Source organism: Bacteroides sp. RTP31139st1_H2_RTP31139_211217 (assembly GCF_040227615.1).
Taxonomy (GTDB): domain Bacteria; phylum Bacteroidota; class Bacteroidia; order Bacteroidales; family Bacteroidaceae; genus Bacteroides; species Bacteroides uniformis.
On record NZ_JBCNZM010000005.1, the window covers coordinates 39,103 to 63,092 of the forward strand.

At 47.5% G+C, this 23,990-nt stretch carries 19 protein-coding genes and 1 tRNA gene; 13 read left to right on the forward strand and 7 right to left on the reverse strand.

Annotated features, from left to right (window positions below):
• Positions 1–293 precede the first annotated feature (293 nt).
• Positions 294–1,751 carry an aminoacyl-histidine dipeptidase gene (locus tag ABUA47_RS01545; RefSeq protein ID WP_005835191.1) on the reverse strand — a complete coding sequence of 486 codons (1,458 nt, stop codon included), beginning with the start codon at positions 1,749–1,751 and terminating at the stop codon, positions 294–296.
• Positions 1,752–2,121: 370 nt separating this feature from the next.
• Complete coding sequence (locus ABUA47_RS01550; protein WP_005824021.1) at positions 2,122–3,108, reverse strand: lysylphosphatidylglycerol synthase transmembrane domain-containing protein; 987 nt, start codon at positions 3,106–3,108, stop codon at positions 2,122–2,124.
• A 135-nt stretch (positions 3,109–3,243) separates the two neighbouring features.
• Here ABUA47_RS01550 and rsmA point away from each other — a divergent pair, with 135 nt between their 5' ends.
• From rsmA to ABUA47_RS01565, 3 genes are all read left to right on the forward strand, one after another.
• The gene (gene rsmA, locus ABUA47_RS01555; protein WP_005824025.1) at positions 3,244–4,038 is read left to right on the forward strand and encodes a 16S rRNA (adenine(1518)-N(6)/adenine(1519)-N(6))-dimethyltransferase RsmA; all 795 of its coding nucleotides are present in this window, start codon (positions 3,244–3,246) and stop codon (positions 4,036–4,038) included.
• Between the two features lie 26 nt (positions 4,039–4,064).
• Positions 4,065–5,411 (forward strand): magnesium transporter, encoded by a 1,347-nt coding sequence (gene mgtE / locus ABUA47_RS01560; RefSeq protein ID WP_005824027.1) that lies wholly within the window; start codon positions 4,065–4,067, stop codon positions 5,409–5,411.
• Positions 5,412–5,528: 117 nt separating this feature from the next.
• The gene (locus ABUA47_RS01565; protein WP_022402314.1) at positions 5,529–7,382 is read left to right on the forward strand and encodes a DUF349 domain-containing protein; all 1,854 of its coding nucleotides are present in this window, start codon (positions 5,529–5,531) and stop codon (positions 7,380–7,382) included.
• 84 nt (positions 7,383–7,466) lie between these two features.
• Here ABUA47_RS01565 and ABUA47_RS01570 read toward each other — a convergent pair whose 3' ends face one another.
• Both ABUA47_RS01570 and ABUA47_RS01575 read right to left on the reverse strand, forming a co-directional pair.
• Positions 7,467–8,645: a phosphoribosylaminoimidazolecarboxamide formyltransferase gene (locus tag ABUA47_RS01570; protein WP_005824030.1), complete on the reverse strand. Its 1,179-nt coding sequence runs from the start codon at positions 8,643–8,645 to the stop codon at positions 7,467–7,469.
• Positions 8,646–8,824: 179 nt separating this feature from the next.
• Positions 8,825–8,895: transfer RNA gene (locus ABUA47_RS01575), tRNA-Gln, on the reverse strand.
• Between the two features lie 217 nt (positions 8,896–9,112).
• Between ABUA47_RS01575 and rsfS the strand changes: the two genes are divergently transcribed.
• From rsfS to ABUA47_RS01590, 3 genes are read left to right on the forward strand one after another with little or no spacing between them, the layout of a single operon-like run.
• Positions 9,113–9,472, forward strand: a complete 360-nt coding sequence (rsfS, locus tag ABUA47_RS01580) for a ribosome silencing factor (protein ID WP_005824036.1) — start codon at positions 9,113–9,115, stop codon at positions 9,470–9,472.
• Between the two features lie 9 nt (positions 9,473–9,481).
• Positions 9,482–11,494, forward strand: coding sequence for an ATP-dependent zinc metalloprotease FtsH (ftsH, locus tag ABUA47_RS01585; RefSeq protein WP_035450188.1), 2,013 nt, complete (start codon positions 9,482–9,484; stop codon positions 11,492–11,494).
• Complete coding sequence (locus tag ABUA47_RS01590) at positions 11,484–12,326, forward strand: phosphatidate cytidylyltransferase (protein ID WP_005824038.1); 843 nt, start codon at positions 11,484–11,486, stop codon at positions 12,324–12,326. The genes ftsH and ABUA47_RS01590 overlap by 11 nt, the downstream gene beginning before the upstream one ends.
• A 117-nt stretch (positions 12,327–12,443) precedes the next feature.
• Here the strand turns inward: ABUA47_RS01590 and ABUA47_RS01595 are convergent, their stop codons facing one another.
• From ABUA47_RS01595 to surE, 3 genes are all read right to left on the reverse strand, one after another.
• Positions 12,444–13,193 (reverse strand): NigD-like protein, encoded by a 750-nt coding sequence (locus tag ABUA47_RS01595; RefSeq protein ID WP_035450310.1) that lies wholly within the window; start codon positions 13,191–13,193, stop codon positions 12,444–12,446.
• A 98-nt stretch (positions 13,194–13,291) separates the two neighbouring features.
• On the reverse strand, positions 13,292–14,437 hold the full coding sequence (lpxB, locus tag ABUA47_RS01600) for a lipid-A-disaccharide synthase (protein ID WP_005835179.1): 1,146 nt from the start codon (positions 14,435–14,437) through the stop codon (positions 13,292–13,294).
• Between the two features lie 24 nt (positions 14,438–14,461).
• Positions 14,462–15,226: a 5'/3'-nucleotidase SurE gene (gene surE / locus ABUA47_RS01605; protein ID WP_005824046.1), complete on the reverse strand. Its 765-nt coding sequence runs from the start codon at positions 15,224–15,226 to the stop codon at positions 14,462–14,464.
• A gap of 157 nt (positions 15,227–15,383) precedes the next feature.
• Here surE and ABUA47_RS01610 point away from each other — a divergent pair, with 157 nt between their 5' ends.
• From ABUA47_RS01610 to ABUA47_RS01640, 7 genes are all read left to right on the forward strand, one after another.
• The gene (locus ABUA47_RS01610; protein ID WP_035450189.1) at positions 15,384–16,820 is read left to right on the forward strand and encodes a DUF1080 domain-containing protein; all 1,437 of its coding nucleotides are present in this window, start codon (positions 15,384–15,386) and stop codon (positions 16,818–16,820) included.
• Between the two features lie 45 nt (positions 16,821–16,865).
• A complete protein-coding gene (locus ABUA47_RS01615; protein ID WP_035450190.1) occupies positions 16,866–17,339 on the forward strand; it encodes a DUF456 domain-containing protein in 474 nt (157 codons plus the stop codon).
• 421 nt (positions 17,340–17,760) lie between these two features.
• Positions 17,761–18,531: a ParA family protein gene (locus ABUA47_RS01620; protein WP_035450195.1), complete on the forward strand. Its 771-nt coding sequence runs from the start codon at positions 17,761–17,763 to the stop codon at positions 18,529–18,531.
• Between the two features lie 107 nt (positions 18,532–18,638).
• Entirely contained in the window at positions 18,639–19,523 is an 885-nt protein-coding gene (locus tag ABUA47_RS01625) for a ParB/RepB/Spo0J family partition protein (protein ID WP_005824054.1), read from the forward strand.
• Entirely contained in the window at positions 19,524–20,303 is a 780-nt protein-coding gene (locus ABUA47_RS01630) for a DUF5683 domain-containing protein (RefSeq protein ID WP_005824056.1), read from the forward strand.
• 52 nt (positions 20,304–20,355) lie between these two features.
• Positions 20,356–21,651 carry a lytic transglycosylase domain-containing protein gene (locus ABUA47_RS01635; RefSeq protein ID WP_200998832.1) on the forward strand — a complete coding sequence of 432 codons (1,296 nt, stop codon included), beginning with the start codon at positions 20,356–20,358 and terminating at the stop codon, positions 21,649–21,651.
• Between the two features lie 76 nt (positions 21,652–21,727).
• Positions 21,728–23,986, forward strand: coding sequence for a RelA/SpoT family protein (locus ABUA47_RS01640; protein ID WP_022402310.1), 2,259 nt, complete (start codon positions 21,728–21,730; stop codon positions 23,984–23,986).
• Positions 23,987–23,990: the final 4 nt, after the last annotated feature.

A 23,990-nucleotide genomic window follows, 5' to 3' on the forward strand; every position in this document is an offset into this window, starting at 1 on the left:
CTAAAATCAATCTTGTTATCCTTAAAAAATCTACTAGTTTTCTATTGTTTTCATGTTTTACAACACAAAAATAGAGCCTTTGTTCAAGACAACAAGCAAAAAACGGATAGAAAACATGTTTTATAACACATTTCTTGACTTAGGTCAATTTTTAGGGAGAAAGTGCAAGGATATTGACATACCATTGTAATAAGTCTGGGACATTCTGGCAGAAAGAGGACAAACTGTCACAGACAAAAAAGGCAGGATACTTAATAAAGCACCCTGCCCCTATTCATTACATAAAGTATTCTCTACTTTTCAGGAGTCTGCTCCAATGTAGCCACCAAGAAATCATAGAACTTGGAAACAGTAGGAATTAACGCACGCTCGTCCGGTGAATGCGGAGAACGCAAAGTGGGACCGAAAGAAATCATATCGAGTCCTGGACAATTGGCACCAATAATACCGCATTCCAGACCTGCGTGAATAACCTTCACGGCAGGTTCCACACCAAACTGCTGCTTATAGGACAGCTTCATGGCATGCAGTATAGGAGAATCCACATTAGGCTGCCATCCGGAATAGCCACCACTCAATTCCACCTTCATACCTGCCATAGCGAAACAAGCTGTCAGGCTGTCTGCCAGGAAATCCTTCATCGTATCGCAAGAACTACGCGCCAAAATACGAACTTCGGCCTTACCGTCTGCAATGATTACGATAGCCAAATTGGAGGAAGTTTCTACAGTATCGGGAACAGTAGGAATCATACGCATCACACCATTCTGGCAAGCCATCAACACGTTAATCATATTATCCTGGATTTCTGAAGGAACAACGGCAGTGGGTAGAGTTACCTCTTCTATACTCAGGGTAATACCACTTTCAATCGGAGCATATTCGTCATTCAGTTGTGCCTCGTATTCCTTCATATAATCTTCCAAACCGTCCATATCCTCAAGATTGAACACCAATACTGCATGTGCTTCGCGAGGGATAGCATTACGCATATTACCACCTTCAAAACTTGCCAGCTGGGAGTCAAACTCAATCAGCAAATCATGTACGATGCGTGCCAGCAATTTATTGGCATTACCGCGCCCTTCATTGATTTCCAAACCGGAGTGACCGCCACGCAAACCTTTCAGCGTAATCTTACGAGCAACGAAATCGGCCATAGGCGTCTCCTCCTTATATTCCAAAGTAGCAGTAATATCAAGACCACCGGCACAGCCGATATAGAGTTCGCCTTCGTCCTCAGAATCAAGGTTCAGCAGAATTTCCCCTTGCATAGTTCCGGGTTTCAAACCGAATGCACCATACATTCCCGTTTCTTCATCCTTGGTTATCAGAGCTTCCAATGGGCCATGCTTCAAGTTATTATCTTCGAGCACCGCCATAATGGCAGCTACTCCCAAACCATTATCTGCTCCCAGCGTGGTTCCTTTGGCTTTCACCCAATCACCCTCAACATAGGTTTCAATGGGATCTGTTGTAAAATCGTGAATAGTATCGTTGTTCTTCTGAGGCACCATGTCCATATGCGCCTGAAGGATGATGCCTTTGCGATTTTCCATACCCGGAGTGGCAGGCTTACGAATAATAACATTGCCGACCTCGTCGACAAATGATTCCAACCCCAAGCCTTTTCCAAAATCAATAAGGAATTTGGTAATCTTCTCCATATGTCCTGACGGACGGGGAATCTGGGTCAGTGAATAAAAGTGCTTCCATACATTCTGTGGAGCTAACTGTAAGATTGTACTCATAATTCTAAAAAGTTAGTTTTCGCAAATATAACGGTTTATTCCCGGAAAGTACAATAAACCGGGATTTTTCTAAAGTACTAAATCATCAGCTATCTTAAACATGGCTTTTACATCTTCACATATTGCGATAGAACATCTGCACCTAATATAGCTACCATATTTAGGAATTTCTCCCACTTCTATATCCAAGCAACAATATCGTTTAAAGAAACCAATCTTCCAACAACCTTTAGGCTTCAGTACTTATAAGGAAGTACTGAAGTACTTGCAAAGAAGTATTACAGTACTTTTAAAGGAGTACTCTCTATAAGTACTGTCTCTGTCCTCTAACACAAGAAGTGACAATATAGGAACCCACCACAAGAAACGTCTATTTCTTTGCCCTATTCGCCAATGCCAGGTGCAACGACCCGTAGATGCCTAACACTATCACCAGCAACGTCTGTATGCCATGCACTATCAGAGCAAATATACCCGCATCCGTAGCATTTACCCCATAAAGCATCATCATAGTGATGACAGCAAAGTGCCAGGGTCCTGCCCCGTTGGGCGTGGGAACAATGACTGCAAACGTTCCGCCGACAAACATCACCAGCCCGGCAAGGAAACTAAGGTGCTCCGTAAACTGGAAGCAATAGAAAGTTATATAGAAATGATAGAAATAGCATAGCCAAATAAGTAAAGTGTAAAGAACAAACAAAGGCACATTCTTCACATTCTTAAGCGACATCACACCTTCCCATATATTCAAGACTACTCCCTTTACCTTTTCAAAAAAAGAAAGCATACGCAACAGAAAATAGAGAAGTACCAAAACACCAATAATAGAAAAAAGAGCCACATAAAACCAAGGGGAAGTCACAAGATGCACCAGCGAAGGAATCTTGGTGCCCGTCTCCTCGAAAAAACGGAAAAAGACAGGCATCTGCGCCAAAAAAGTAATCCCCGTAATCAGCAGAATGCAAAGCGTATCTACCAACCGCTCCGTCACCACCGTCCCCAGGGACTTTGCAAAGGAAACATTATCATATTTGGCAAGTACTCCACAACGCGAAACCTCTCCCACACGGGGCAGTACCAGATTGGTGGCATAAGATACAAAAATGGCATCAACGCAATCGCTTGTTTTGGGATGAGCATCCAGCGGCTCCAAAGTCTGCTTCCAACGCCAGCCTCGTAACACATGGCTCATCACACCGAAGAACAAGGACAACAACATCCACCACCAGTTCGTCTGATGAAGGAGAACTTCTTCTGCCTTTGAAAAGTCAAAATCACGATATACCCAATAGAGGATAAAACCACCCAATAAAATGGGTAAGATGATTTTCAACGTCTTTTTTAGCAGCTTATTCATACGATATTCCCAAATTCTTCATTCTTCATTCTTCATTCTTCATTGAAAAGAACTACCTTTGCTCCGTGTAAAGATAGGTTGTTGTTCACACTACAGCCTACGTTTACGGAGCAAAAGTAATGATTTAGTTGATACATGAGAGTAGTTAAACCTAAAAAGTTCCTCGGGCAACACTTCCTGAAAGACCTGAAAGTGGCACAAGACATTGCCGACACGGTAGATGTCTGTCCCGAAATTCCCATCCTCGAAGTTGGTCCGGGAATGGGAGTACTGACCCAGTTTCTTCTGCCCAAAGAACGCAACGTCAAAGTAGTAGAACTGGACTACGAGTCAGTGGCCTACCTACGGGAAGCCTATCCGCAACTGGAAGACAACATTATTGAGGACGACTTCCTCAAAATGAACCTGCAACGGTTGTTTGGCGGGCAACCTTTTGTGCTGACGGGAAACTATCCTTATAATATCTCCAGCCAGATATTCTTCAAAATGCTGGAATATAAGGATCTGATTCCCTGCTGTACGGGTATGATACAAAAGGAAGTAGCCGAGCGCATAGCCGCCGGGCCGGGCAGCAAGACATACGGAATCCTAAGTGTACTGATACAAGCATGGTACAAAGTGGAGTACTTGTTTACGGTACACGAACATGTCTTCAACCCGCCCCCAAAAGTTAAAAGTGCCGTCATCTGCATGATGCGCAATGAAACGCACGATTTAGGCTGCGACGAGAAATTGTTCAAGCAAGTAGTGAAAACCACGTTCAACCAACGACGCAAGACTCTGCGGAACTCCATAAAACCGATACTCGGCAAAGACTGTCCACTGACGGAGGACGTATTATTTAATAAACGCCCGGAACAACTGTCCGTACAGGAATTTATTCAGCTGACCAACCAAGTGGAACAGGCATTGAGAACGATTAATGATTAATGGCTAGTGATTAAACACGAACAATCATGGAAATAGACGAAGAATACATAGACAAAGTCAAAAGCCTGATAGAACAGAAAGACGCGGAAAACGTCAAAACACTTTTGACCGATCTTCACCCGGCGGATATTGCAGAACTGTGCAATGACCTCGGCTTGGAGGAAGCCCGCTTCGTTTACCGCCTCCTTGACAACGAAACGGCAGCGGACGTACTGGTTGAAATGGACGAAGACATCCGGAAAGAATTCCTGGAACTTCTTCCTTCGGAGACCATTGCCAAGCGTTTCGTGGATTATATGGACACGGACGATGCCGTAGACCTGATGCGCGAACTTGATGAAGACAAGCAGGAGGAAGTACTTTCGCACATCGAAGATATAGAACAAGCCGGTGACATCGTTGACCTGCTGAAATATGATGAAGACACTGCCGGTGGTTTGATGGGTACGGAAATGGTGACTGTCAATGAAAACTGGAGTATGCCGGAGTGCCTGAAGGAAATGCGCCTGCAAGCTGAAAAGCTGGATGAAATTTACTACGTATACGTCATCGACGACGAAGACCGTCTGCAAGGGGTATTCCCATTGAAGAAAATGATAACTTCCCCTTCTGTCTCCAAGGTAAAGCATGTGATGCGGAAAGATCCTATCTCCGTCCATGTAGATACCCCCATTGACGAAGTGGTACAAATCATCGAAAAGTATGACTTGGTGGCAGCTCCTGTTGTAGACAGTATCGGGCGTCTGGTAGGCCAGATTACCGTAGACGACGTCATGGACGAAGTCCGCGAACAGTCGGAACGTGATTACCAGTTGGCATCCGGTTTGTCCCAAGATGTAGAAACGGACGATAATGTCATGCGCCAGACTTCTGCCCGCCTTCCATGGTTACTTATCGGTATGTTAGGTGGTATAGGCAACTCCATGATATTGGGTAACTTCGACACGACTTTCGCCGCCCATCCGGAAATGGCCCTTTATATTCCGTTGATTGGTGGTACGGGGGGAAACGTGGGAACCCAGTCGTCTGCCATCATCGTGCAAGGCCTTGCCAACAGCTCACTGGATGCCAAAGACACCTTCAAGCAGGTAGCCAAGGAAGCAGTAGTGGCGGTCATCAATGCCACCATCATCTCCCTGCTGGTATACATCTATAATTTTATCCGGTTCGGAGCTACGGCTACGGTCACTTATTCCGTCTCCATCAGCCTCTTTGCAGTCGTCATGTTCGCCTCCATCTTCGGAACGCTAGTCCCCATGACTTTAGAGAAACTGAAGGTTGACCCGGCCATTGCCACCGGCCCGTTTATCTCCATTACCAATGACATTATAGGCATGATGCTGTACATGGGTATCACTGTCTTACTGTCATAAAAACAAGAAAATAGAAAAAAATCAAGGCAAATTGTATGAAGTAATCATTTTATTTCATTAATTTGTAGCCTAATGTAACCCGAACGGGAGGAACCCGTTTCTAAAAAAGTAAATACAATGACGGACACTCATGACACTAATCTCCCCGAAAAGCCGGTGGAATTAGAAGAAGAAAAGAAGGCAGCAGAGGTTTCTGAACCGGCAACAACAGAAACTCCCGCTGAAGAAATCGTTTCGGAAAAGCCGGTAGAGCCAGTTCAGAAGCTCACGAAAGAGGAAATACTTGCCAAACTCAAAGAGGTGGTTGCAGACGTGGAGAACGTGGCAAAACCTGAAATAGACGGTTTGAAGCAATCTTTCTACAAGCTGCACAATGCTGAGCAGGATGCGGCCAGAAAACTGTTCATTGAAAACGGAGGCGCCGCGGAGAACTTTGTTCCACAAACAGACAGTGTGGAAGAAGAGTTCAAGAATATCATGTCCGTCATCAAAGAAAAAAGAAGTGCACTCACAGCCGAACTGGAGAAGCAAAAGGAAATGAACCTGCAGGTAAAGCTTTCCATCATCGAAGAGCTGAAGGAGCTGGTTGAATCTCCAGATGACGCCAACAAGAGCTATACGGAGTTCAAGAAACTACAGCAGCAATGGAATGAAGTTAAACTCGTTCCGCAAGCTAAGGTCAACGAGCTTTGGAAAAACTACCAATTGTATGTTGAGAAATTCTATGACCTTCTGAAACTGAACAATGAATTCCGCGAATACGATTTCAAGAAGAATTTGGAAATCAAGACACATCTCTGTGAAGCTGCCGAAAAGCTGGCAGATGAAGCGGATGTAGTTTCAGCTTTCCATCAGTTACAGAAGCTACATCAAGAATTTCGTGATACAGGGCCGGTAGCCAAGGAACTACGCGACGAAATCTGGGCACGTTTCAAAGCTGCCTCTACAACCGTAAATCGACGTCACCAGCAACATTTCGAAGCATTGAAGGAAGTGGAACAACACAATCTTGACCAAAAGACCGTAATTTGCGAAATCATAGAAGCCATCGACTACAAAGAACTGACAAACTTTGCTTCTTGGGAGAGCAAAACGCAAGAAGTCATCGCACTTCAAAACAAATGGAAGACCATCGGTTTCGCTCCGCAAAAAATGAACGTGAAGATTTTCGAACGTTTCCGCAAAGCGTGCGACGAGTTCTTCCGTAAAAAGGGAGAGTTCTTCAAGACCCTGAAGGAAGGTATGAACGAAAACCTGGAAAAGAAGCGTGCCTTGTGCGAAAAAGCAGAAGCTCTTAAGGACAGTACCGACTGGAAAGTAACTGCCGATGAACTGACCAAACTTCAGAAAGAATGGAAAACCATCGGTCCGGTAGCAAAGAAATATTCGGATGCCGTATGGAAACGTTTCATCTCCGCTTGTGACTACTTCTTCGAACAAAAGAACAAAGCCACTTCTTCACAGCGCAGCGTAGAGCAGGAAAATCTGGAAAAGAAAAAAAACATCATCGAGAAACTGAATGCTATTGATGACCAAATGGATACGGAGGGAGCTACCCAATTGGTACGCGACCTCATGAAAGAGTGGAACGGCGTAGGACATGTACCTTTCAAAGAGAAAGACCGAATCTATAAGCAATACCATAGTCAGATAGACAAATTGTTTGAACGCTTCAACATCAGTGCCTCCAACAAGAAGCTAAGCAATTTCAAGTCGACTATCAGCTCCATTCAGGAAGGTAGTCCACAAGCCCTTTACCGGGAACGTGAGAAGCTGGTACGTGCCTTCGACAATATGAAGAACGAGCTCCAGACATATGAAAACAATCTCGGCTTCCTGACCACTTCTTCCAAGAAGGGAAATAGTCTGCTGACAGAAATCAACCGCAAGGTGGAAAAGCTGAAAGCAGACATCGAGCTTGTGAAAGAAAAGATAAAAGTGGTGGACGAGAACATCAAAAACCAAGGATAACGTAACAAGATAAGACTTAATAAAAAAGGAACCCGCCCCTACAGCTATGCAGCCGTGGGGGCGGGCCTACTTTTATACCCCTTATCAATGATGGAACAGACGGATACCCGTGAACGACATGGCAATGCCATATTTATCGCAAGTTTCAATCACATGGTCATCGCGTACAGAACCACCCGCTTGGGCAATGTAATCTACTCCACTCTTATGGGCACGCTCAATATTGTCTCCAAAAGGGAAGAATGCATCCGAACCCAAAGAAACACCTTTCAATGTATCCAACCAAGCCCGTTTTTCTTCACGGGTCAGCACTTCAGGTTTCTCCGTAAAGAACTGCTGCCAAACACCGTTAGCCAGCACATCGTCATGGTCTTCACTGATATAGACATCAATCGTATTATCACGGTCGGCACGGCGGATTTTCTCTACCCATGGCAAATTCAACACCTTCGGATGCTGGCGTAAATACCAAATGTCGGCCTTGTTGCCCGCCAAGCGAGTACAGTGGATACGGCTCTGCTGGCCGGCACCAATACCGATAGCCTGACCGTCCTTCACATAGCATACAGAATTCGACTGCGTATATTTCAAAGTGATAAGGGCTATCATCAAATCACGTTTCGCTGCTTCCGGGAAATTCTTATTCCGAGTAGGAATATTCGCAAAGAGTTCATCTCCATTCAGCTTTATCTCATTACGTCCCTGCTCAAACGTGATACCAAAGACATCCTTATGTTCAATCGGGGCAGGCTTATAGCCGGGACTTATCTGAATCACATTGTAAGTTCCTTTACGCTTTTCCCTCAAGATAGCCAGTGCTTCGTCCGTATACCCCGGAGCAATAACGCCATCCGAGACCTCGCGGTTAATAAAACGTGCAGTAGCCTCGTCGCACACATCACTCAAAGCGATAAAGTCACCATAGGAAGACATACGGTCGGCACCGCGGGCACGCACATATGCGCAAGCAAGCGGAGAGAGCGGAAGATTATCCACAAAATAAATCTTCTTCATTGTCTCGTTGAGTTCCAAGCCGATGGCGGCACCCGCCGGACTGACGTGCTTGAATGAAGTTGCAGCAGGCATACCGGTCGCCTCTTTCAGTTCCTTTACCAACTGCCATCCATTCAAGGCATCCATAAAATTAATATACCCCGGACGTCCATTCAAAACCTCAATAGGTAACTCCCCCTCCTGCATGAAAATGCGAGCCGGCTTCTGGTTAGGGTTACAGCCGTACTTCAGTGCTAATTCTTTTGCCATAAAATTCTGCTTTAATGTTGAAATGCTACAAATTTACAGAATATTTCCGGCTTACAGAAGCCCTGTCACTGAATTTGCCACCGAATGCCTACACTGAAATTTTCGTACATGGTCGAAAAGCAACAAAAAACCACTAAAACTTGCGATTTTAGTGGTTTTTTGACTTAAATAAGAGTTCGTTGGGCTACCTGGATTCGAACCAGGAATGACAGGACCAGAATCTGTAGTGTTACCATTACACCATAGCCCAATTGTTATTATTTCCGTTTTGCGGTTGCAAAGATACAAAGATTTCTATAAATCAAAACAAAAACGAGTGTTTTTTTCGCAAAAAACTGATAAGATACCGTAATCCAAAGGATTATATAACTAAAAAAAATCAAAAATTGAAAGAGTTTTCCTCTTTTGCGTGTTTGATATGAGAAATCAACGTATATTTGTCAACTGTTTTAATATAATAATGTATAATGAACGAAACGAAGAAACTGATTCAACAGATAACAGAAGGTATTCAAGATAAAAAAGGAAAAAAAATCGTCATCGCAGATCTGACAAAAATCGACGATACAATATGCAATTATTTCGTCATCTGCCAAGGAAACTCTCCCAGCCAAGTGACAGCCATTGTAGAATCCATCAGGGACTTCACACGCAAGGGTGCCGATACCAAGCCCTTTGCCGTAGACGGGCTGCGCAATGCCGAATGGGTAGCTATGGACTACTCGGACATATTGGTGCATGTCTTCCTGCCTGAAACAAGGGAATTCTACAATCTGGAGCACCTATGGGCAGACGCCAAATTAACTCAAATTCCTGACCTCGATTAATCAAAACGTATGGACAATAATACCAACAAGAAACCCAATAAAGTGAATATGCCCAAGTTCAACCTGAACTGGCTGTATATGATTATAGCGATGATGTTGCTGGGGTTGTACCTGACCAATGAAAATGGTACGGCAACTAAAAACATCTCTTATGATGAATTCCAGCAATATGTACGAGACGGTTATATAAGCAAAGTCATCGGCTACGACGACAATTCCGTCGAAGCATACGTCAAACCCCAGCACGTAGGAAACGTATTTCGTCAGGACTCCAGCCGCGTAGGCAAGAATCCGCTTATTACGACCGAGGCCCCCTCACGCGAGAGCCTAGGTAATTTCCTGCAAAAGGAAAGAGACGACGCCCACTTTGACGGCTCCATTAACTACGAAAAAAAGCGGAACTACTTCGGTGCCATTTTGTGGCAGATTCTCCCCTTTGCATTCCTTATCGGTTTCTGGATTTTCATGTCCCGCCGCATGAGCGGTGGTGGAGGCATGGGTGGAGGTGGAGGCATCTTCAGCGTAGGAAAGTCCAAGGCCCAATTGTTTGAAAAAGGTTCCCCCATCAAGATTACATTCAAGGATGTGGCAGGACTTGCTGAAGCCAAGCAAGAGGTAGAAGAAATTGTCGAGTTCTTGAAAGAGCCCCAGAAATATACCGATTTGGGAGGTAAGATACCCAAGGGCGCCTTGCTGGTAGGCCCTCCGGGAACCGGAAAGACCCTGCTTGCAAAGGCCGTGGCCGGAGAAGCCAACGTACCTTTCTTCTCTTTGGCAGGTTCCGACTTTGTGGAAATGTTTGTCGGCGTGGGAGCTTCCCGTGTCCGCGATTTGTTCCGCCAAGCAAAGGAAAAAGCGCCTTGTATCGTGTTCATCGACGAGATTGACGCTGTAGGACGTGCGCGTGCCAAAGCGGCAGCTATGGGCGGCAACGACGAGCGCGAGAACACATTGAACCAGTTACTGACCGAGATGGACGGTTTCGGCTCCAATAGTGGTGTTATCATCTTAGCCGCCACCAACCGTGTGGACGTTTTGGATAAGGCATTGCTACGCGCCGGACGTTTTGACCGCCAGATACATGTAGACCTACCCGACCTTAATGAGCGTAAGGAAGTATTCGGTGTACACCTGCGCCCCATCAAGATAGACAATAGTGTGGATGTAGACCTTCTGGCACGCCAGACTCCCGGATTCTCGGGGGCAGACATTGCCAATGTATGTAACGAAGCAGCTTTGATAGCCGCCCGCCACGGCAAGAAGTTCGTCGGAAAGCAAGACTTTCTGGACGCCGTAGACCGTATTGTGGGTGGGTTGGAAAAGAAAACCAAAATCACTACCGAGGCCGAACGCCGTTCCATTGCCATACACGAAGCCGGCCATGCCAGTATCTCCTGGTTACTGGAATACGCCAATCCACTGATTAAAGTAACCATTGTACCCCGTGGACGTGCTTTGGGCGCGGCTTGGTATCTGCCGGAAGAACGGCAAATTACCACCAAGGAACAGATGCTCGATGAGATGTGTGCCACCTTGGGAGGACGTGCCGCCGAAGACCTATTCTTAGGTAGAATATCCACCGGAGCCATGAATGACTTGGAACGCGTGACCAAGCAGGCGTACGGTATGATTGCCTATCTAGGTATGAGCGAAAAACTACCCAACCTCTGCTATTATAATAATGAGGAATATTCCTTCAACCGCCCGTATAGCGAAAAGACTGCGGAATTGATTGACGAAGAAGTGAAGCAGATGGTTAATGAACAGTACGAACGTGCCAAGAAAATATTGTCCGAAAACCAAGAAGGGCACAACCGGCTGGCACAACTGCTGATTGACAAAGAAGTAATCTTTGCCGAAGACGTTGAACACATCTTTGGGAAACGTCCATGGGCTTCCCGTTCGGAAGAAATCAGTGCAAACAAGACTGCTGCCGAGCTGAAAAAAGCGGAGCAAGAAGAAGAGCAAAAAGCCATAGAAGCAGAAAAGGAAGTTAAGGAAGAAGAAAAGCATGAAAAATAACTTTATCCAACGTGCCGTTACCGGCGTGTTATTCGTCATAGTATTGGTGGGCTGTATTCTTTACAGCCCCCTTTCGTTCGGTATACTGTTCACCATTATCAGCGCACTGAGCGTACATGAGTTTGCCCAATTAGTCAGCAAGAGCGGCGAAGTAAGCATAAACAAGACCATCACTGCATTGGGGGGAGCCTACCTTTTCCTTGCGTTGATGAGTTTCTGTACCCAGCAGTCTGTAGGAGCACGAGTATTCCTTCCTTATTTGGGACTATTGCTCTACATGATGATTACGGAACTTTACCTCAAGAAAAAGAATCCGACGGGTAACTGGGCCTACTCCATGCTAAGCCAATTGTACGTGGCACTCCCCTTTGCCCTGCTGAACGTACTTGCTTTTCAGAATTCCCCGGAAACGAGCAGTGTGACCTACAACCCTATTCTACCGCTTTCCATTTTCGTATTTATCTGGTTGAGCGATACAGGTGCCTATTGCGTAGGTTCGCTGATAGGCAAACACCGTCTGTTCGAACGTATCTCACCTAAAAAATCCTGGGAGGGCAGCATCGGCGGCGGAATATTCTCCATCGCTTCCTCTCTTGGCTTTGCACATTTCTTTCCTTTTATGCCAGGATGGCAATGGGTAGGTCTGGCAATCGTTGTCGTCATTTTCGGCACTTGGGGCGATCTGACCGAATCACTCATGAAACGCCAATTGGGCATCAAGGATTCCGGTAACATTCTGCCGGGGCATGGAGGAATGCTCGACCGTTTCGACAGTGCCCTGATGGCAATTCCCGCAGCAGTCGTTTATCTATATGCCTTGACGATGTTCTAACGACAGTTCACATGACCAAACTTACATAAAACAGATATAAAAAGAGCACCCGGGCAAGATGAATGACATCAAAATCCCGGGTGCTCTTTCTAACTATATACTCTCGCAAACTCTTTCTTACTTCAACTGCATATTGGACAAATCCACATTAGTAGTCAGCTTTTCATTACTCCCCACAGTTTTCAAATCAAAGGTTACTTCCACCTCTCCATTCTCTTCTGAATTGAGTTTCAACTTGATGCCTTTGGTTTCAGAGGGGATGTCCAGACTGTTCAAGTTATAGGAGACAGCACCAGGACTACGACGTCCCGTCAGGTCATCATAGTCGTTATAGCGGAGTTCCAAATGGACGTATCCATCTTCGCCATACAAAGTATCATCTTCTTGCGGACGCACCAGGCTGATACGGTGTTTATTATCAGTCGAAGATGGCAGATTCTGCATGAAAAAAATGTTCATATAGCCACCACTGATGGTAATATCACCTTTATATATACGCACGGGGTCATTACCGAATTCCTCTTCGGTTTCGGGAGTCAGCGTCTCCACCTCTTTCGTCAAAACGTTCTGCAGACGCAGCAGCTTCACAGCATGATCATATCCTGCATAGTCGTCCCACAAAGGATTGAACACGGTAATCACACGCTGCCCATCCACGGCATCATACCACCCCATGTCCGTATTCACCGGCCAGAGCGTCCCCCAAACATCGCAGTTTAAATAAAAGGCATTTCCCGTAACACGCACAGTGGCCCACAAAGGCGGGGTAAAATCACCCAAAGAATATCCGTCGTTATCATCACATGATTGCAAAGCGGGCATCACTGCCAAACATATTGCCATAAATAACCAATGTAGCTTTTTCATAATCAAAGTCCTTTTCATTTGTTTCTGTATAGAAAATACAAAAGCCGGGCATTTACTGCACCGGCTTTTCCCATTTTAACAAATTCTTAATTTTTCGATTATTCTTCCCTCCTCCTCAGTAATGCCACCATCTCGCGGGCAGCATGTTTGGGTGCCCCTGCCTCTCCCAGACAGGATGCCATATACTCATATCCCTCGAGCATCTGACGGCGGTATTCCTTATCGTACAAAATGCGGTTCAGCTCCGAGCGTACCTGCTCTACCGTCATGGTATCTGCAACCAGCTCTTTCACCACCTCCCGGTTGGCTATGAGATTGACCAGGGAAATGTACTTCACTTTCAGTATATGCCGTTTCAGGAAAGCGATAACCTTCCCTATCGGAGTATGGTAACATACCGCTTGCGGCACACGAAACAGAGCTGTTTCCAGCGTTGCCGTCCCCGAAGTGACCAGTGCAGCCTCTGCCTGCCTCAACAAAGGGAATGTCTTGTTGAAGATAATCTTCACATCCACCCCACCCACATAACGTTTGTAATACTCGGGGGAAATACCCGGAGCACCGGCCAGCACCAGTTGATAATCGGGAAAAGAAGCTGCCGCACGAAGCATGTCGGGCAGATTGTCCTTGATTTCCTGCTTGCGGCTACCAGCCAGCAGAGCAATAACGGGTTTGGCCGAAAGTCCGTTTGCCCGGACAAAGTCGTCGAATGTCTCTGAGCTGGAAGCAAGAAAAGCCGTCACTTCATCCACTGTCGGATTGCCGACATAATGTATCGGATACCCGTGCTTCCCTTCAAAAAACTCCACCTCGAACGGTAGGATGGAGAACAGCTCATCCACATCCCGTTTAATATTCTTGATGCGGTATTCCTTCCATGCCCAAATCTTGGGAGAAATATAATAAAAGACAGGAATCCTTGTGTTGGCATGGACAAACTTGGCTATATCCAGATTAAAGCCCGGATAGTCCACCAAAATCAGCACATCCGGCTGCCACGTAACAATGTCCTCCTTGCAGCGCTTCATATTGGCAAAGATGGTGCGCAGATGCAGCAGTACGGGAATGAACCCCATATACGCCAACTCTTTGTAATGCTTCACCATCACACCGCCCACTGCAGCCATGAGGTCGCCTCCGAAGAAACGGAACTCCGCTTGCGAGTCCTCCTCCTTCAATGCAGCCATCAGATGGGAGGCATGCAGGTCGCCGGAAGCTTCACCGACAATCAAGTAATACTTCATATCAATTGATAATTGTCAATTAATTCAGAACCATGCTTTCAGTTCATCAATCAAGCCGTATGCCGTTGCATCCACCGTGGTCGGGGTGATTGCCACATAACCGTTATCAAGCGCCCAATGGTCATTCTTCTCATTTTCGGCATCGTTGTTCTCAAACTCGCCGGTCAGCCAGTAGTAATGGGCATCTCCTCTATGGGCAAAGTTTTCCCATTCATTGGTCCATTGCCCCTTGGTTTGTTCGCAAATCTTCACACCCTTCAATTCTTTGGTATCGGGGAAGTTGACATTGAGGCATGTCAACGGAGGGAGTCCTTTCTCCAATACCAGCCGGGCTATCTCGCGGATGTAAGGACCTGCAGGTTCAAAATCAGCGTTCGGCTCATGGTTGCAAAGGGAGAATCCGATGGAAGGCACTCCTTTCAGGCATCCCTCTATCACAACGCCCATCGTACCGGAATAATGCAGGTTTACAGAAGAATTGTCGCCGTGGTTGATGCCGCCTACCACCAAGTCGGGCTTGCGGTCGAGCACCGTATGAAAAGCCAGCTTCACACAATCGGTCGGCGTACCGGAACACTTGTATACCGTCAGCCCAACATCCTTACGGACCAACTGGTAGTGGATAGGTTCCGTTACAGTCAGCGCACACGCACTTCCAGAGCGAGGTGCATCCGGCGCCATTACCACAATCTCGCCCAGCGGACGGAGGAATTTGATTAACTCGCTAATACCTTTCGCAATGATGCCGTCATCATTGGAAATCAATATCAAAGGTCTCTGATTTTCCATAACTTTCTTTTTTATTATCGTGCAAAAGTAGCTAAAAAGGCTTTAAACAGAATACTACAAAGATAATAATTCTTTTGTATTCAAAGATATTTTCAGAAAAGGCTAACTTTGTACCGACAATAATTGGAATATAATCATTCATAAAATCCATGCTATAATGAACACTTCTTGCCATTCTACCATTGCTGCACGCATCGAGACGGCAGCTGCCGCAATTATTCTGTTTCTAACAACCCTGACAAGCTGTGGCAGGAGCAGTTCTCCCGAGCCACTTGACCAATGGAATGACGGGACATCTACGCTTCACACGGCAGACCCGGTCATTGCAGAAGGCCGGAAGCTCTTCAACGACAAAGAATACCAAAATTTCCGACTCACCGGAGAAGCCCTCACACAACCCGGCTCCGAAGCAGGCCTCCTCTTTCATACGGACGGCGAGTCCGGTTATGAAGTGATATTCCGTAACGGAGACATCGACGGCACACGCAAGAGCGGCTCACTCGCCTCGGTGCGCAACCTCTATCGCTCACTCGCAAAAGATGGAGAATGGTTTGACTTCGAGATAACCGTACGCGGACAAAACATCATTGTCTGCATTAACGGAACCGAAGTTGTTTGTTATACCGAACCCGGACACCCATATCGCACAGAGGAGCACGCCCGGCAACTGCTGAGTCAAGGTTCCATTGCCCTGCAAGGCATACACGGCGAAGTGTCATTCCGGAATCTCGCCATCGAACGGCTTGCCAAGGAGGCACGCAACGAAGCCGACACGCTTGCTCCGGTAGACGAGCGCACGGATGAGATAATCAGGCTACAGCAGCACGATTTCCCAGTTATAGACTATCACGTTCACTTGAAAGGAGGGCTGACGAAGGAAATGGCACACGCCATGTCCATGAATTACGGTATCAACTATGGTGTCGCCCCCAATGCCGGAGAAGGAGGCGTAGGACGTATGCTGGCCGATGACAAAGAAGTGTACGACTATTTTAATGAAGTAAAAGGGATGCCATTCCTGTGCGGTGTACAAGGTGAGGGACGCAAATGGACGGCAACTTTCTCGCAGGAAGCTTTGGGGATTTTCGATTACCTGTTTACCGACGCCATGACCATCATAGACCACAAGGGACGTAATTCGCGCATCTACCGGGCCGAAGAAGCACTCTTTGATGACATTACGCTTGAACAGTATATGGACCACCTTGTCGACCAAACAGTCCTGATTCTGACCAACGAGCCAGCCGACATTTATGCCAACCCTACCTTCTTGCCCGATACTATGGCGCATGATTACGACAAGTACTGGACGGACGGACGCATTGAACGCGTATTGAATGTATTGCAACAACATGGAATCGCTCTGGAAATCAATGCACGCTACCGGATTCCCAGTTTCGAGATTATCCGTCGCGCCAAAGCACGTGGAATCAAACTCACATTCGGTACAAACAATGTCGATGCCGACTTCGGACGACTGGAATACTGCGCCGAAGCCATCAAGCAATGCGGCCTCACAGCCGACGATATATGGTTCCCGTCGATGAGCACACGCCGCTCCCGCCCCATTGTCATATACAACCGATTCGAGTAGCAGGGAACAACCGCTGTCATCTTCACCAACAGAAACGATACACCTATGGACATTCTTCTCATCATCTTGGGCATCCTCTGCCTGATTGTCGGATTGGCAGGCTGCATCCTGCCTATGATTCCGGGACCGCCCGTAGCCTATGCAGGCTTGTTGCTTCTACATTTCACGGACAAGGCGCAGTTTTCCACCACGCAGTTACTTTTATGGCTGGCAGCAGTCGTCCTTGTACAGATACTGGATTATTTCGTCCCGATGCTGGGCAGCAAATACAGCGGAGGCAGTCGGTGGGGAACGCGCGGCTGCCTCATAGGCACCATCGTAGGGTTGTTCTTCATGCCTTGGGGCATCATCCTCGGCCCCTTTCTCGGAGCCTTTGCCGGCGAACTGATGGGAGGCAGCAAGACAGACCAGGCCTTGAAATCGGGGCTGGGCTCGCTGCTTGGATTCTTGCTGGGCACAGTAGTGAAATGTGTGATGAGTGCGTACTTCTGCTGGGAGTTCGTCAAAGCCTTGGTCTGACACCAGCTCCTCTCCTTCTGCCCGGGAACAACTTATCCCCCGACCATCTTCCACACGGTAGTCCATCTGCATGAGATGTACATCTCGAGCAACATGAGATGCACGTTTCAAACAACACGAGATGTACATCTCATGCAAGTAGAGAGAATAGTCCAAGCCAATGTCTTCCATTGGTTTACAAATCTTAATCTTCTGCAAGCGAGACAAAAAATCAGCTTCATTTCAAGATAAATACGTATATTTGCCCACTAAACAGAGAAAGAACGCTTTACGCGCAATTTACAAGAAGAAAAACAGCGGTAAACGTCTGTGAGTTATTAACAAAACAGCCGACTTATCAACCGTTTTTGCAATCTTTCTCCAAATTTGTAGGCGCTATCCGGAATTATCACTTATTTCGCTGCCAATAAATATTGAGATTATGGGAAAAATAATTGCTATGGCTAACCAAAAGGGTGGTGTAGGCAAGACTACGACGACAATCAACCTCGCAGCCTCACTCGCCACGCTTGAAAAGAAAGTGCTCGTTGTAGATGCCGACCCGCAGGCCAATGCCTCCTCAGGATTGGGTGTGGACATCAAGCGGTCGGAATGTACTATCTACGAGTGCATTATTGACCGTGCAGACGTACGCGAGGCCCTTCATGACACGGAGATAGACACACTGAAGGTAATCTCCTCCCACATCAATCTGGTAGGTGCCGAAATAGAGATGCTCAATCTGAAAAACCGCGAAAAGATACTGAAAGAAGTACTCGCTCCGCTGAAGAATGAGTTTGATTATATCTTGATAGACTGTTCCCCGTCTTTGGGTCTGATTACGGTCAACGCACTGACTGCCGCCGATTCGGTAATCATCCCCGTACAAGCGGAATATTTTGCACTGGAAGGCATCAGCAAATTGCTGAATACCATTAAAATCATCAAGTCCAAGCTGAACCCTGCCCTCGAAATCGAAGGCTTCCTGCTGACGATGTACGACTCGCGCCTGCGCCAGGCCAACCAGATTTACGATGAAGTGAAACGCCACTTCCAGGAATTGGTATTCAACACCGTCATCCAGCGCAATGTGAAACTGAGCGAAGCTCCCAGCTACGGCCTGCCCACCATTCTCTATGACGCAGACTCAACCGGAGCCAAAAACCACATGGCACTTGCCAAGGAATTGATAAGCAGAAACGAAAAGAAGTGATTATAGTGGTTAGTGATTAATGATTAGTGATAAATACCATATTTACAATGCACAAACAAATCATCCCGTATGGTTAAATTGTAAATCGTCAAATAGTAAATAAACAGATGGCACAAAGAAATGCATTAGGACGCGGGCTAGACGCCCTCTTCTCCATGGATGAAGTAAAGACCGAAGGCTCCTCCTCTATCAATGAGATAGAGCTGTCGAAGATTACGGTCAATCCCAACCAGCCCCGTCATGAATTCGACCCGGTTGCGTTGCAGGAGTTAGCCGATTCCATCTCCGAAATCGGCATCATACAGCCCATCACCCTGCGCAAGCTTAGCGACGACGAATACCAGATTATCGCCGGCGAGCGTCGTTTCCGTGCTTCGCAGCTTGCCGGACTGACAAGCATCCCTGCCTATATCCGCACTGCAGATGACGAGAACGTCATGGAAATGGCGCTCATCGAAAACATACAGCGCGAAGACTTGAACTCCGTAGAAATAGCCCTCGCTTACCAGCATCTGTTGGAACAATACGGACTGACGCAGGAACGCCTCAGCGAACGCGTTGGTAAGAAGCGTACCACCATTGCCAACTACCTGCGCCTGCTCAAACTGCCCGCCCCCGTCCAGATGGGACTGCAGAACAAGCAGATAGACATGGGACATGCCCGCGCTTTGGTAACGCTTGGCGATCCCAAACTGCAAGTGAAGATTTTCGAAGAAATCCTGGAGCACGGGTATTCCGTACGCAAAGTGGAAGAAATCGTAAAGTCACTGAGTGAAGGCGAAAGCGTGAAGAGCGGTGGTCGTAAGATTGCCCCCAAGCGCGCCAAACTGCCCGAAGAATTCAATATGCTGAAACAACAGCTCTCGGGCTTTTTCAGTACCAAGGTGCAGCTAACCTGCTCGGAGAAAGGAAAAGGTAAAATCAGTATCCCGTTCAATAACGAAGAAGAATTGGAACGTATCATCGGCATTCTTGATACGCTGAAGAAATAAATGAGGAAAAAAGGAAGAATATATCAGTTAGCCATTGCCCTGCTGCTCTGTTTTTTACAGATGGCAGGGATTGCTATGTATGGTCAGGACCGTCCACGTGCCGCTTCCAAGCGTGCGCAGCGGCATCAGACCGATACACTCAACACCGTGGTGAACCGGGACAGCCTCACTGTTGCCGACAGTCTTGCAGCCGAAAACAAGCGGAAGATGCTGGAAATGACTGCCAGCCCCGACCTGAAGGAACAGCCCGTGCCTACAGACAGTCTGCAAAAGGCCATCGACCCCAAAAGGTGGGTACCTAATCCCACAAAAGCCACCTGGCTTGCCCTCGTCATTCCCGGCGGTGGACAAATTTACAACCGCAAGTATTGGAAACTGCCCATCTTCTATGGAGGATTTGCCGGTTGTGCCTATGCCCTTACGTGGAACAGCAAGATGTATAAGGACTATTCGGCCGCCTACAAGGATGCCGTAAATGGTAATTTCAACTCCAGTACCATTACCGACCTGCTGCCTCCCAACTATAACTATACCGAAAGCCAGCTGACGGAGACACTACGGAAGCGTAAGGATACCTTCCGACGATACCGCGACTTGAGCATCTTCGCCTTTATCGGTGTATACCTGCTGTCCGTTGTCGACGCATACGTAGACGCAGAGCTGTCCAACTTTGACATCACCCCCGACCTCAGCATGAAAGTGGAACCTGCCATAATCAACAGCCAGATGACTGGTTCCTCGAATAAGAACGTCGGCGTGCAATGCAGTTTCCGATTCTAAAAACGAAAATTAAAGCATAAATTATTACCTAATGACACACAAGGCCATATATATGAAAAGAATTATTCTCGGTTCCTCGCTTCTGTTTTGCGCCCTCTTCACCGCTCCGGCCATGCATGCGCAAGAAAGCGTGGAAGTGCTTATCCGCGAAAACGGCACGGAACGCCAGGAATCCATCGAGCTGCCCAAAAGCATGACCTATCCGCTGGACAGCCTGCTCAATGACTGGAAAGCCAAGAATTACATAGACTTGGGAAAAGACTGCAGCACCTCTACCGTAAACCCGATGTTCAGTGACTCTGTATACATAGACCGGTTGTCGCGCATGCCGACCGTCATGGAAATGCCATACAACGAGATTGTGCGCAAGTTCATCGACATGTATGCCGGACGTCTGCGCAACCAGGTTGCCTTCATGCTGAGCGCCTGCAACTTCTATATGCCCATCTTCGAAGAAGCGCTGGATGCCTACGGCCTGCCGCTCGAGCTGAAATACCTGCCCATCATAGAATCCGCTCTCAACCCTTCTGCCGTATCCCGCGCGGGAGCCTGCGGACTATGGCAGTTTATGCTCGCCACCGGAAAGATATACGGACTGGAAAGCAACAGCCTCGTAGACGAACGCCGTGACCCGATAAAGGCGACCTGGGCGGCAGCACGCTACCTGAAGGACATGTATGACATTTACAAAGACTGGAACCTGGTGATTGCCGCCTACAACTGCGGTCCGGGCACCATCAACAAAGCCATCCGCCGCTCGGGAGGGAAAACCGATTATTGGGAAATCTACAACTATCTGCCCAAAGAGACACGCGGCTACGTGCCCGCCTTCATTGCCGCCAACTACGTAATGACCTACTACTGCAAGCACAACATCTGCCCCATGGAAACCGACATTCCGGAAGCAACCGATACGGTGCAAGTAAGCCGTAACCTTCATTTCGAGCAGATTTCCGACCTATGCGGCATCAGCCTGGACCAGATAAAGAGCCTAAATCCCCAATTCAAGAAAAGCATCATCCCCGGAGAGAGCAAGCCGCAGACGCTACGCCTCCCCATCAACTACATCAGTGCCTTCATTGACAAGCAAGACACCATCTATGCCCACCGCAGTAACGAGCTGTTCAAGAACCGCAGAGTCGTGGCCGTTTCCAATACACGCTCGACGGCACGTAGCAGCAAAGGCAGTACCGCTACGGGGAATGTCACCTACCACAAGATACGCAGTGGCGAGAATCTCGGCAGCATTGCACGGAAATACGGCGTCACTGTCAATCAGTTAAAAAGTTGGAATGGATTGCGCAGTACCAGAATCTCCGCAGGAAAGCGCTTGAAGATTTATAAATAAAGACATAAACGCTTGCCCGGTGTTGAAAATTGCTTATTTTTGCAAAAAGTGAAGTGAAGAAAGGAGAAAGCAGTATATGGAAGAAAATATAAGTCAGAAGGAAAAGGAAAAAGCCGAAGAGGAAATGATCGAACAGGCATTCCAAGAACTGTTGAACGACTATTTGGCCACCAAGCACCGCAAGCGCGTCGAAATAATAACCAAAGCATTCAACTTTGCCAACCAGGCGCATAAGGGCATCAAGCGTCGTTCCGGCGAGCCCTACATCATGCACCCCATTGCTGTGGCAAAGATTGTCTGTAATGAGATAGGACTGGGGTCTACTTCCATATGCTCGGCATTGCTGCATGATGTGGTGGAGGACACCGACTACACCGTAGAGGATATTGAAAACATCTTCGGTCCCAAAATCGCCCAGATTGTAGACGGGCTGACAAAGATTTCCGGCGGTATCTTCGGCGACCGTGCCTCGGCGCAGGCAGAGAACTTCAAGAAGCTGCTGCTCACCATGTCCGACGATATCCGGGTTATCCTCATCAAGATAGCCGACCGTCTGCATAACATGCGTACACTCGGCTCCATGCTGCCCAACAAGCAGTTCAAGATTGCAGGCGAAACACTCTATATTTATGCCCCGCTCGCCAACCGCCTCGGCTTGTACAAAATCAAGACAGAACTGGAAAACCTGAGCTTCAAGTACGAACATCCGGAAGAGTACCACGAGATAGAAGAGAAACTGGAAGCCACCGCCGTGGAGCGCGACAAGGTATTCAATGAGTTCACCGCTCCGATACGGGCGCAACTGGACAAAATGGGACTGAAATACCGTATCCTTGCCCGTGTAAAGTCCATCTACTCCATCTGGAACAAAATGCAGACCAAGCATGTCCCCTTCGAGGAAATCTATGATTTGCTTGCTGTCCGCATCATCTTCGAGCCCCGCAATATAGAGGAAGAGCTAAACGACTGCTTCGACATTTACGTCTCCATATCCAAGATATACAAGCCCCACCCTGACCGCCTGCGCGACTGGGTGAGCCATCCCAAAGCCAACGGCTACCAAGCCCTGCACGTCACCCTTATGGGTAACAACGGGCAATGGATTGAAGTACAAATCCGCAGTGAACGCATGAATGACGTTGCCGAACAAGGCTTTGCCGCCCACTGGAAATACAAAGAAGGCGGAGGCAGCGAAGATGAAGGCGAACTGGAGAAATGGTTGCGTACCATCAAGGAAATTCTGGACGACCCACAACCGGACGCCATCGATTTTCTCGATACCATCAAACTGAACTTGTTTGCATCGGAAATTTTCGTCTTCACCCCGAAAGGCGACCTCAAGACCATGCCGCAGAACTCTACGGCACTGGACTTTGCCTTCTCCTTGCATACCGACATCGGCAGCCACTGCATCGGCGCCAAGGTAAACCACAAACTGGTTCCCCTAAGCCACAAACTGCAAAGCGGTGACCAGGTAGAGATATTGACCTCCAAATCGCAACGCGTGCAGCCGGAGTGGGAAGTGTATGCCACCACCGCCCGCGCCCGCGCCAAGATTGCCGCCATCCTGCGCAAAGAGGCGAAAACCTATCAGAAAGAAGGTGAAACCATACTGAACGAATTCTTCAAAAACGAGGATATACGTATGGATGATGCTGCTCTGGACAAGCTGACCAGGCTGCACGGCTTCCACACCCGCGACGAGCTGCTCGTTGCCATCGGCAACAAACGGGTTGTGCTGGGCGATGCCGACAAGAACGTGTTCAAGGAAAAGCAGAACAGCAACTGGAAGAAGTTCCTGACCTTCTCCTTCGGTAACAAGGACAACAAGGATGCCAAAGAACAACCGGAAGAGAAAACACCGCAAGAGAAAATCAACACTAAGCAGATTCTGAAGCTGACGGAAGAGACCATCTCAAAGAACTATATTATGGCCGACTGTTGCCATCCCATTCCGGGTGACGACGTACTGGGATACATCGACGAGCAAAACCGTGTTGTCATCCACAAGCGCCAATGCCCCGTTGCCACCCGCCTTAAGAGTAGCTACGGAAACCGTATCATCGCCACCGAGTGGGACACTCACAAGGATTTGTCGTTCCTCGTCACTATATATATAAAAGGTATAGACAGCATGGGATTGCTGAACGAAGTAACTCAAGTCATCTCCCGCCAGCTCAACGTGAATATCCGTAAACTGACCATCGAAACCAACGACGGTATCTTCGAAGGAAAGATACAACTCTATGTACACGATGTGGACGACGTGCGCACTATCTGCAATAACCTGAAGCAGATACAGAATATAAAACAAGTGACGAGAGTAGAGGAATAAACGG

What these genes read in the sequence shown, in the direction of transcription:
- mgtE (WP_005824027.1), top strand. Translation starts at nt 4,065, where the DNA reads ATGGAAATAGACGAAGAATACATAGACAAAGTCAAAAGCCTGATAGAA.
- ABUA47_RS01625 (WP_005824054.1), top strand. Translation starts at nt 18,639, where the DNA reads ATGGCACAAAGAAATGCATTAGGACGCGGGCTAGACGCCCTCTTCTCC.
- lpxB (WP_005835179.1), bottom strand. Translation starts at nt 14,437, where the DNA reads ATGAAGTATTACTTGATTGTCGGTGAAGCTTCCGGCGACCTGCATGCC.
- ABUA47_RS01590 (WP_005824038.1), top strand. Translation starts at nt 11,484, where the DNA reads ATGAAAAATAACTTTATCCAACGTGCCGTTACCGGCGTGTTATTCGTC.
- surE (WP_005824046.1), bottom strand. Translation starts at nt 15,226, where the DNA reads ATGGAAAATCAGAGACCTTTGATATTGATTTCCAATGATGACGGCATC.
- rsfS (WP_005824036.1), top strand. Translation starts at nt 9,113, where the DNA reads ATGAACGAAACGAAGAAACTGATTCAACAGATAACAGAAGGTATTCAA.
- ABUA47_RS01610 (WP_035450189.1), top strand. Translation starts at nt 15,384, where the DNA reads ATGAACACTTCTTGCCATTCTACCATTGCTGCACGCATCGAGACGGCA.
- ABUA47_RS01595 (WP_035450310.1), bottom strand. Translation starts at nt 13,193, where the DNA reads ATGAAAAAGCTACATTGGTTATTTATGGCAATATGTTTGGCAGTGATG.
- ABUA47_RS01550 (WP_005824021.1), bottom strand. Translation starts at nt 3,108, where the DNA reads ATGAATAAGCTGCTAAAAAAGACGTTGAAAATCATCTTACCCATTTTA.
- ftsH (WP_035450188.1), top strand. Translation starts at nt 9,482, where the DNA reads ATGGACAATAATACCAACAAGAAACCCAATAAAGTGAATATGCCCAAG.
- ABUA47_RS01640 (WP_022402310.1), top strand. Translation starts at nt 21,728, where the DNA reads ATGGAAGAAAATATAAGTCAGAAGGAAAAGGAAAAAGCCGAAGAGGAA.
- ABUA47_RS01565 (WP_022402314.1), top strand. Translation starts at nt 5,529, where the DNA reads ATGACGGACACTCATGACACTAATCTCCCCGAAAAGCCGGTGGAATTA.
- ABUA47_RS01570 (WP_005824030.1), bottom strand. Translation starts at nt 8,645, where the DNA reads ATGGCAAAAGAATTAGCACTGAAGTACGGCTGTAACCCTAACCAGAAG.
- ABUA47_RS01630 (WP_005824056.1), top strand. Translation starts at nt 19,524, where the DNA reads ATGAGGAAAAAAGGAAGAATATATCAGTTAGCCATTGCCCTGCTGCTC.
- ABUA47_RS01545 (WP_005835191.1), bottom strand. Translation starts at nt 1,751, where the DNA reads ATGAGTACAATCTTACAGTTAGCTCCACAGAATGTATGGAAGCACTTT.
- ABUA47_RS01615 (WP_035450190.1), top strand. Translation starts at nt 16,866, where the DNA reads ATGGACATTCTTCTCATCATCTTGGGCATCCTCTGCCTGATTGTCGGA.
- rsmA (WP_005824025.1), top strand. Translation starts at nt 3,244, where the DNA reads ATGAGAGTAGTTAAACCTAAAAAGTTCCTCGGGCAACACTTCCTGAAA.
- ABUA47_RS01635 (WP_200998832.1), top strand. Translation starts at nt 20,356, where the DNA reads ATGAAAAGAATTATTCTCGGTTCCTCGCTTCTGTTTTGCGCCCTCTTC.
- ABUA47_RS01620 (WP_035450195.1), top strand. Translation starts at nt 17,761, where the DNA reads ATGGGAAAAATAATTGCTATGGCTAACCAAAAGGGTGGTGTAGGCAAG.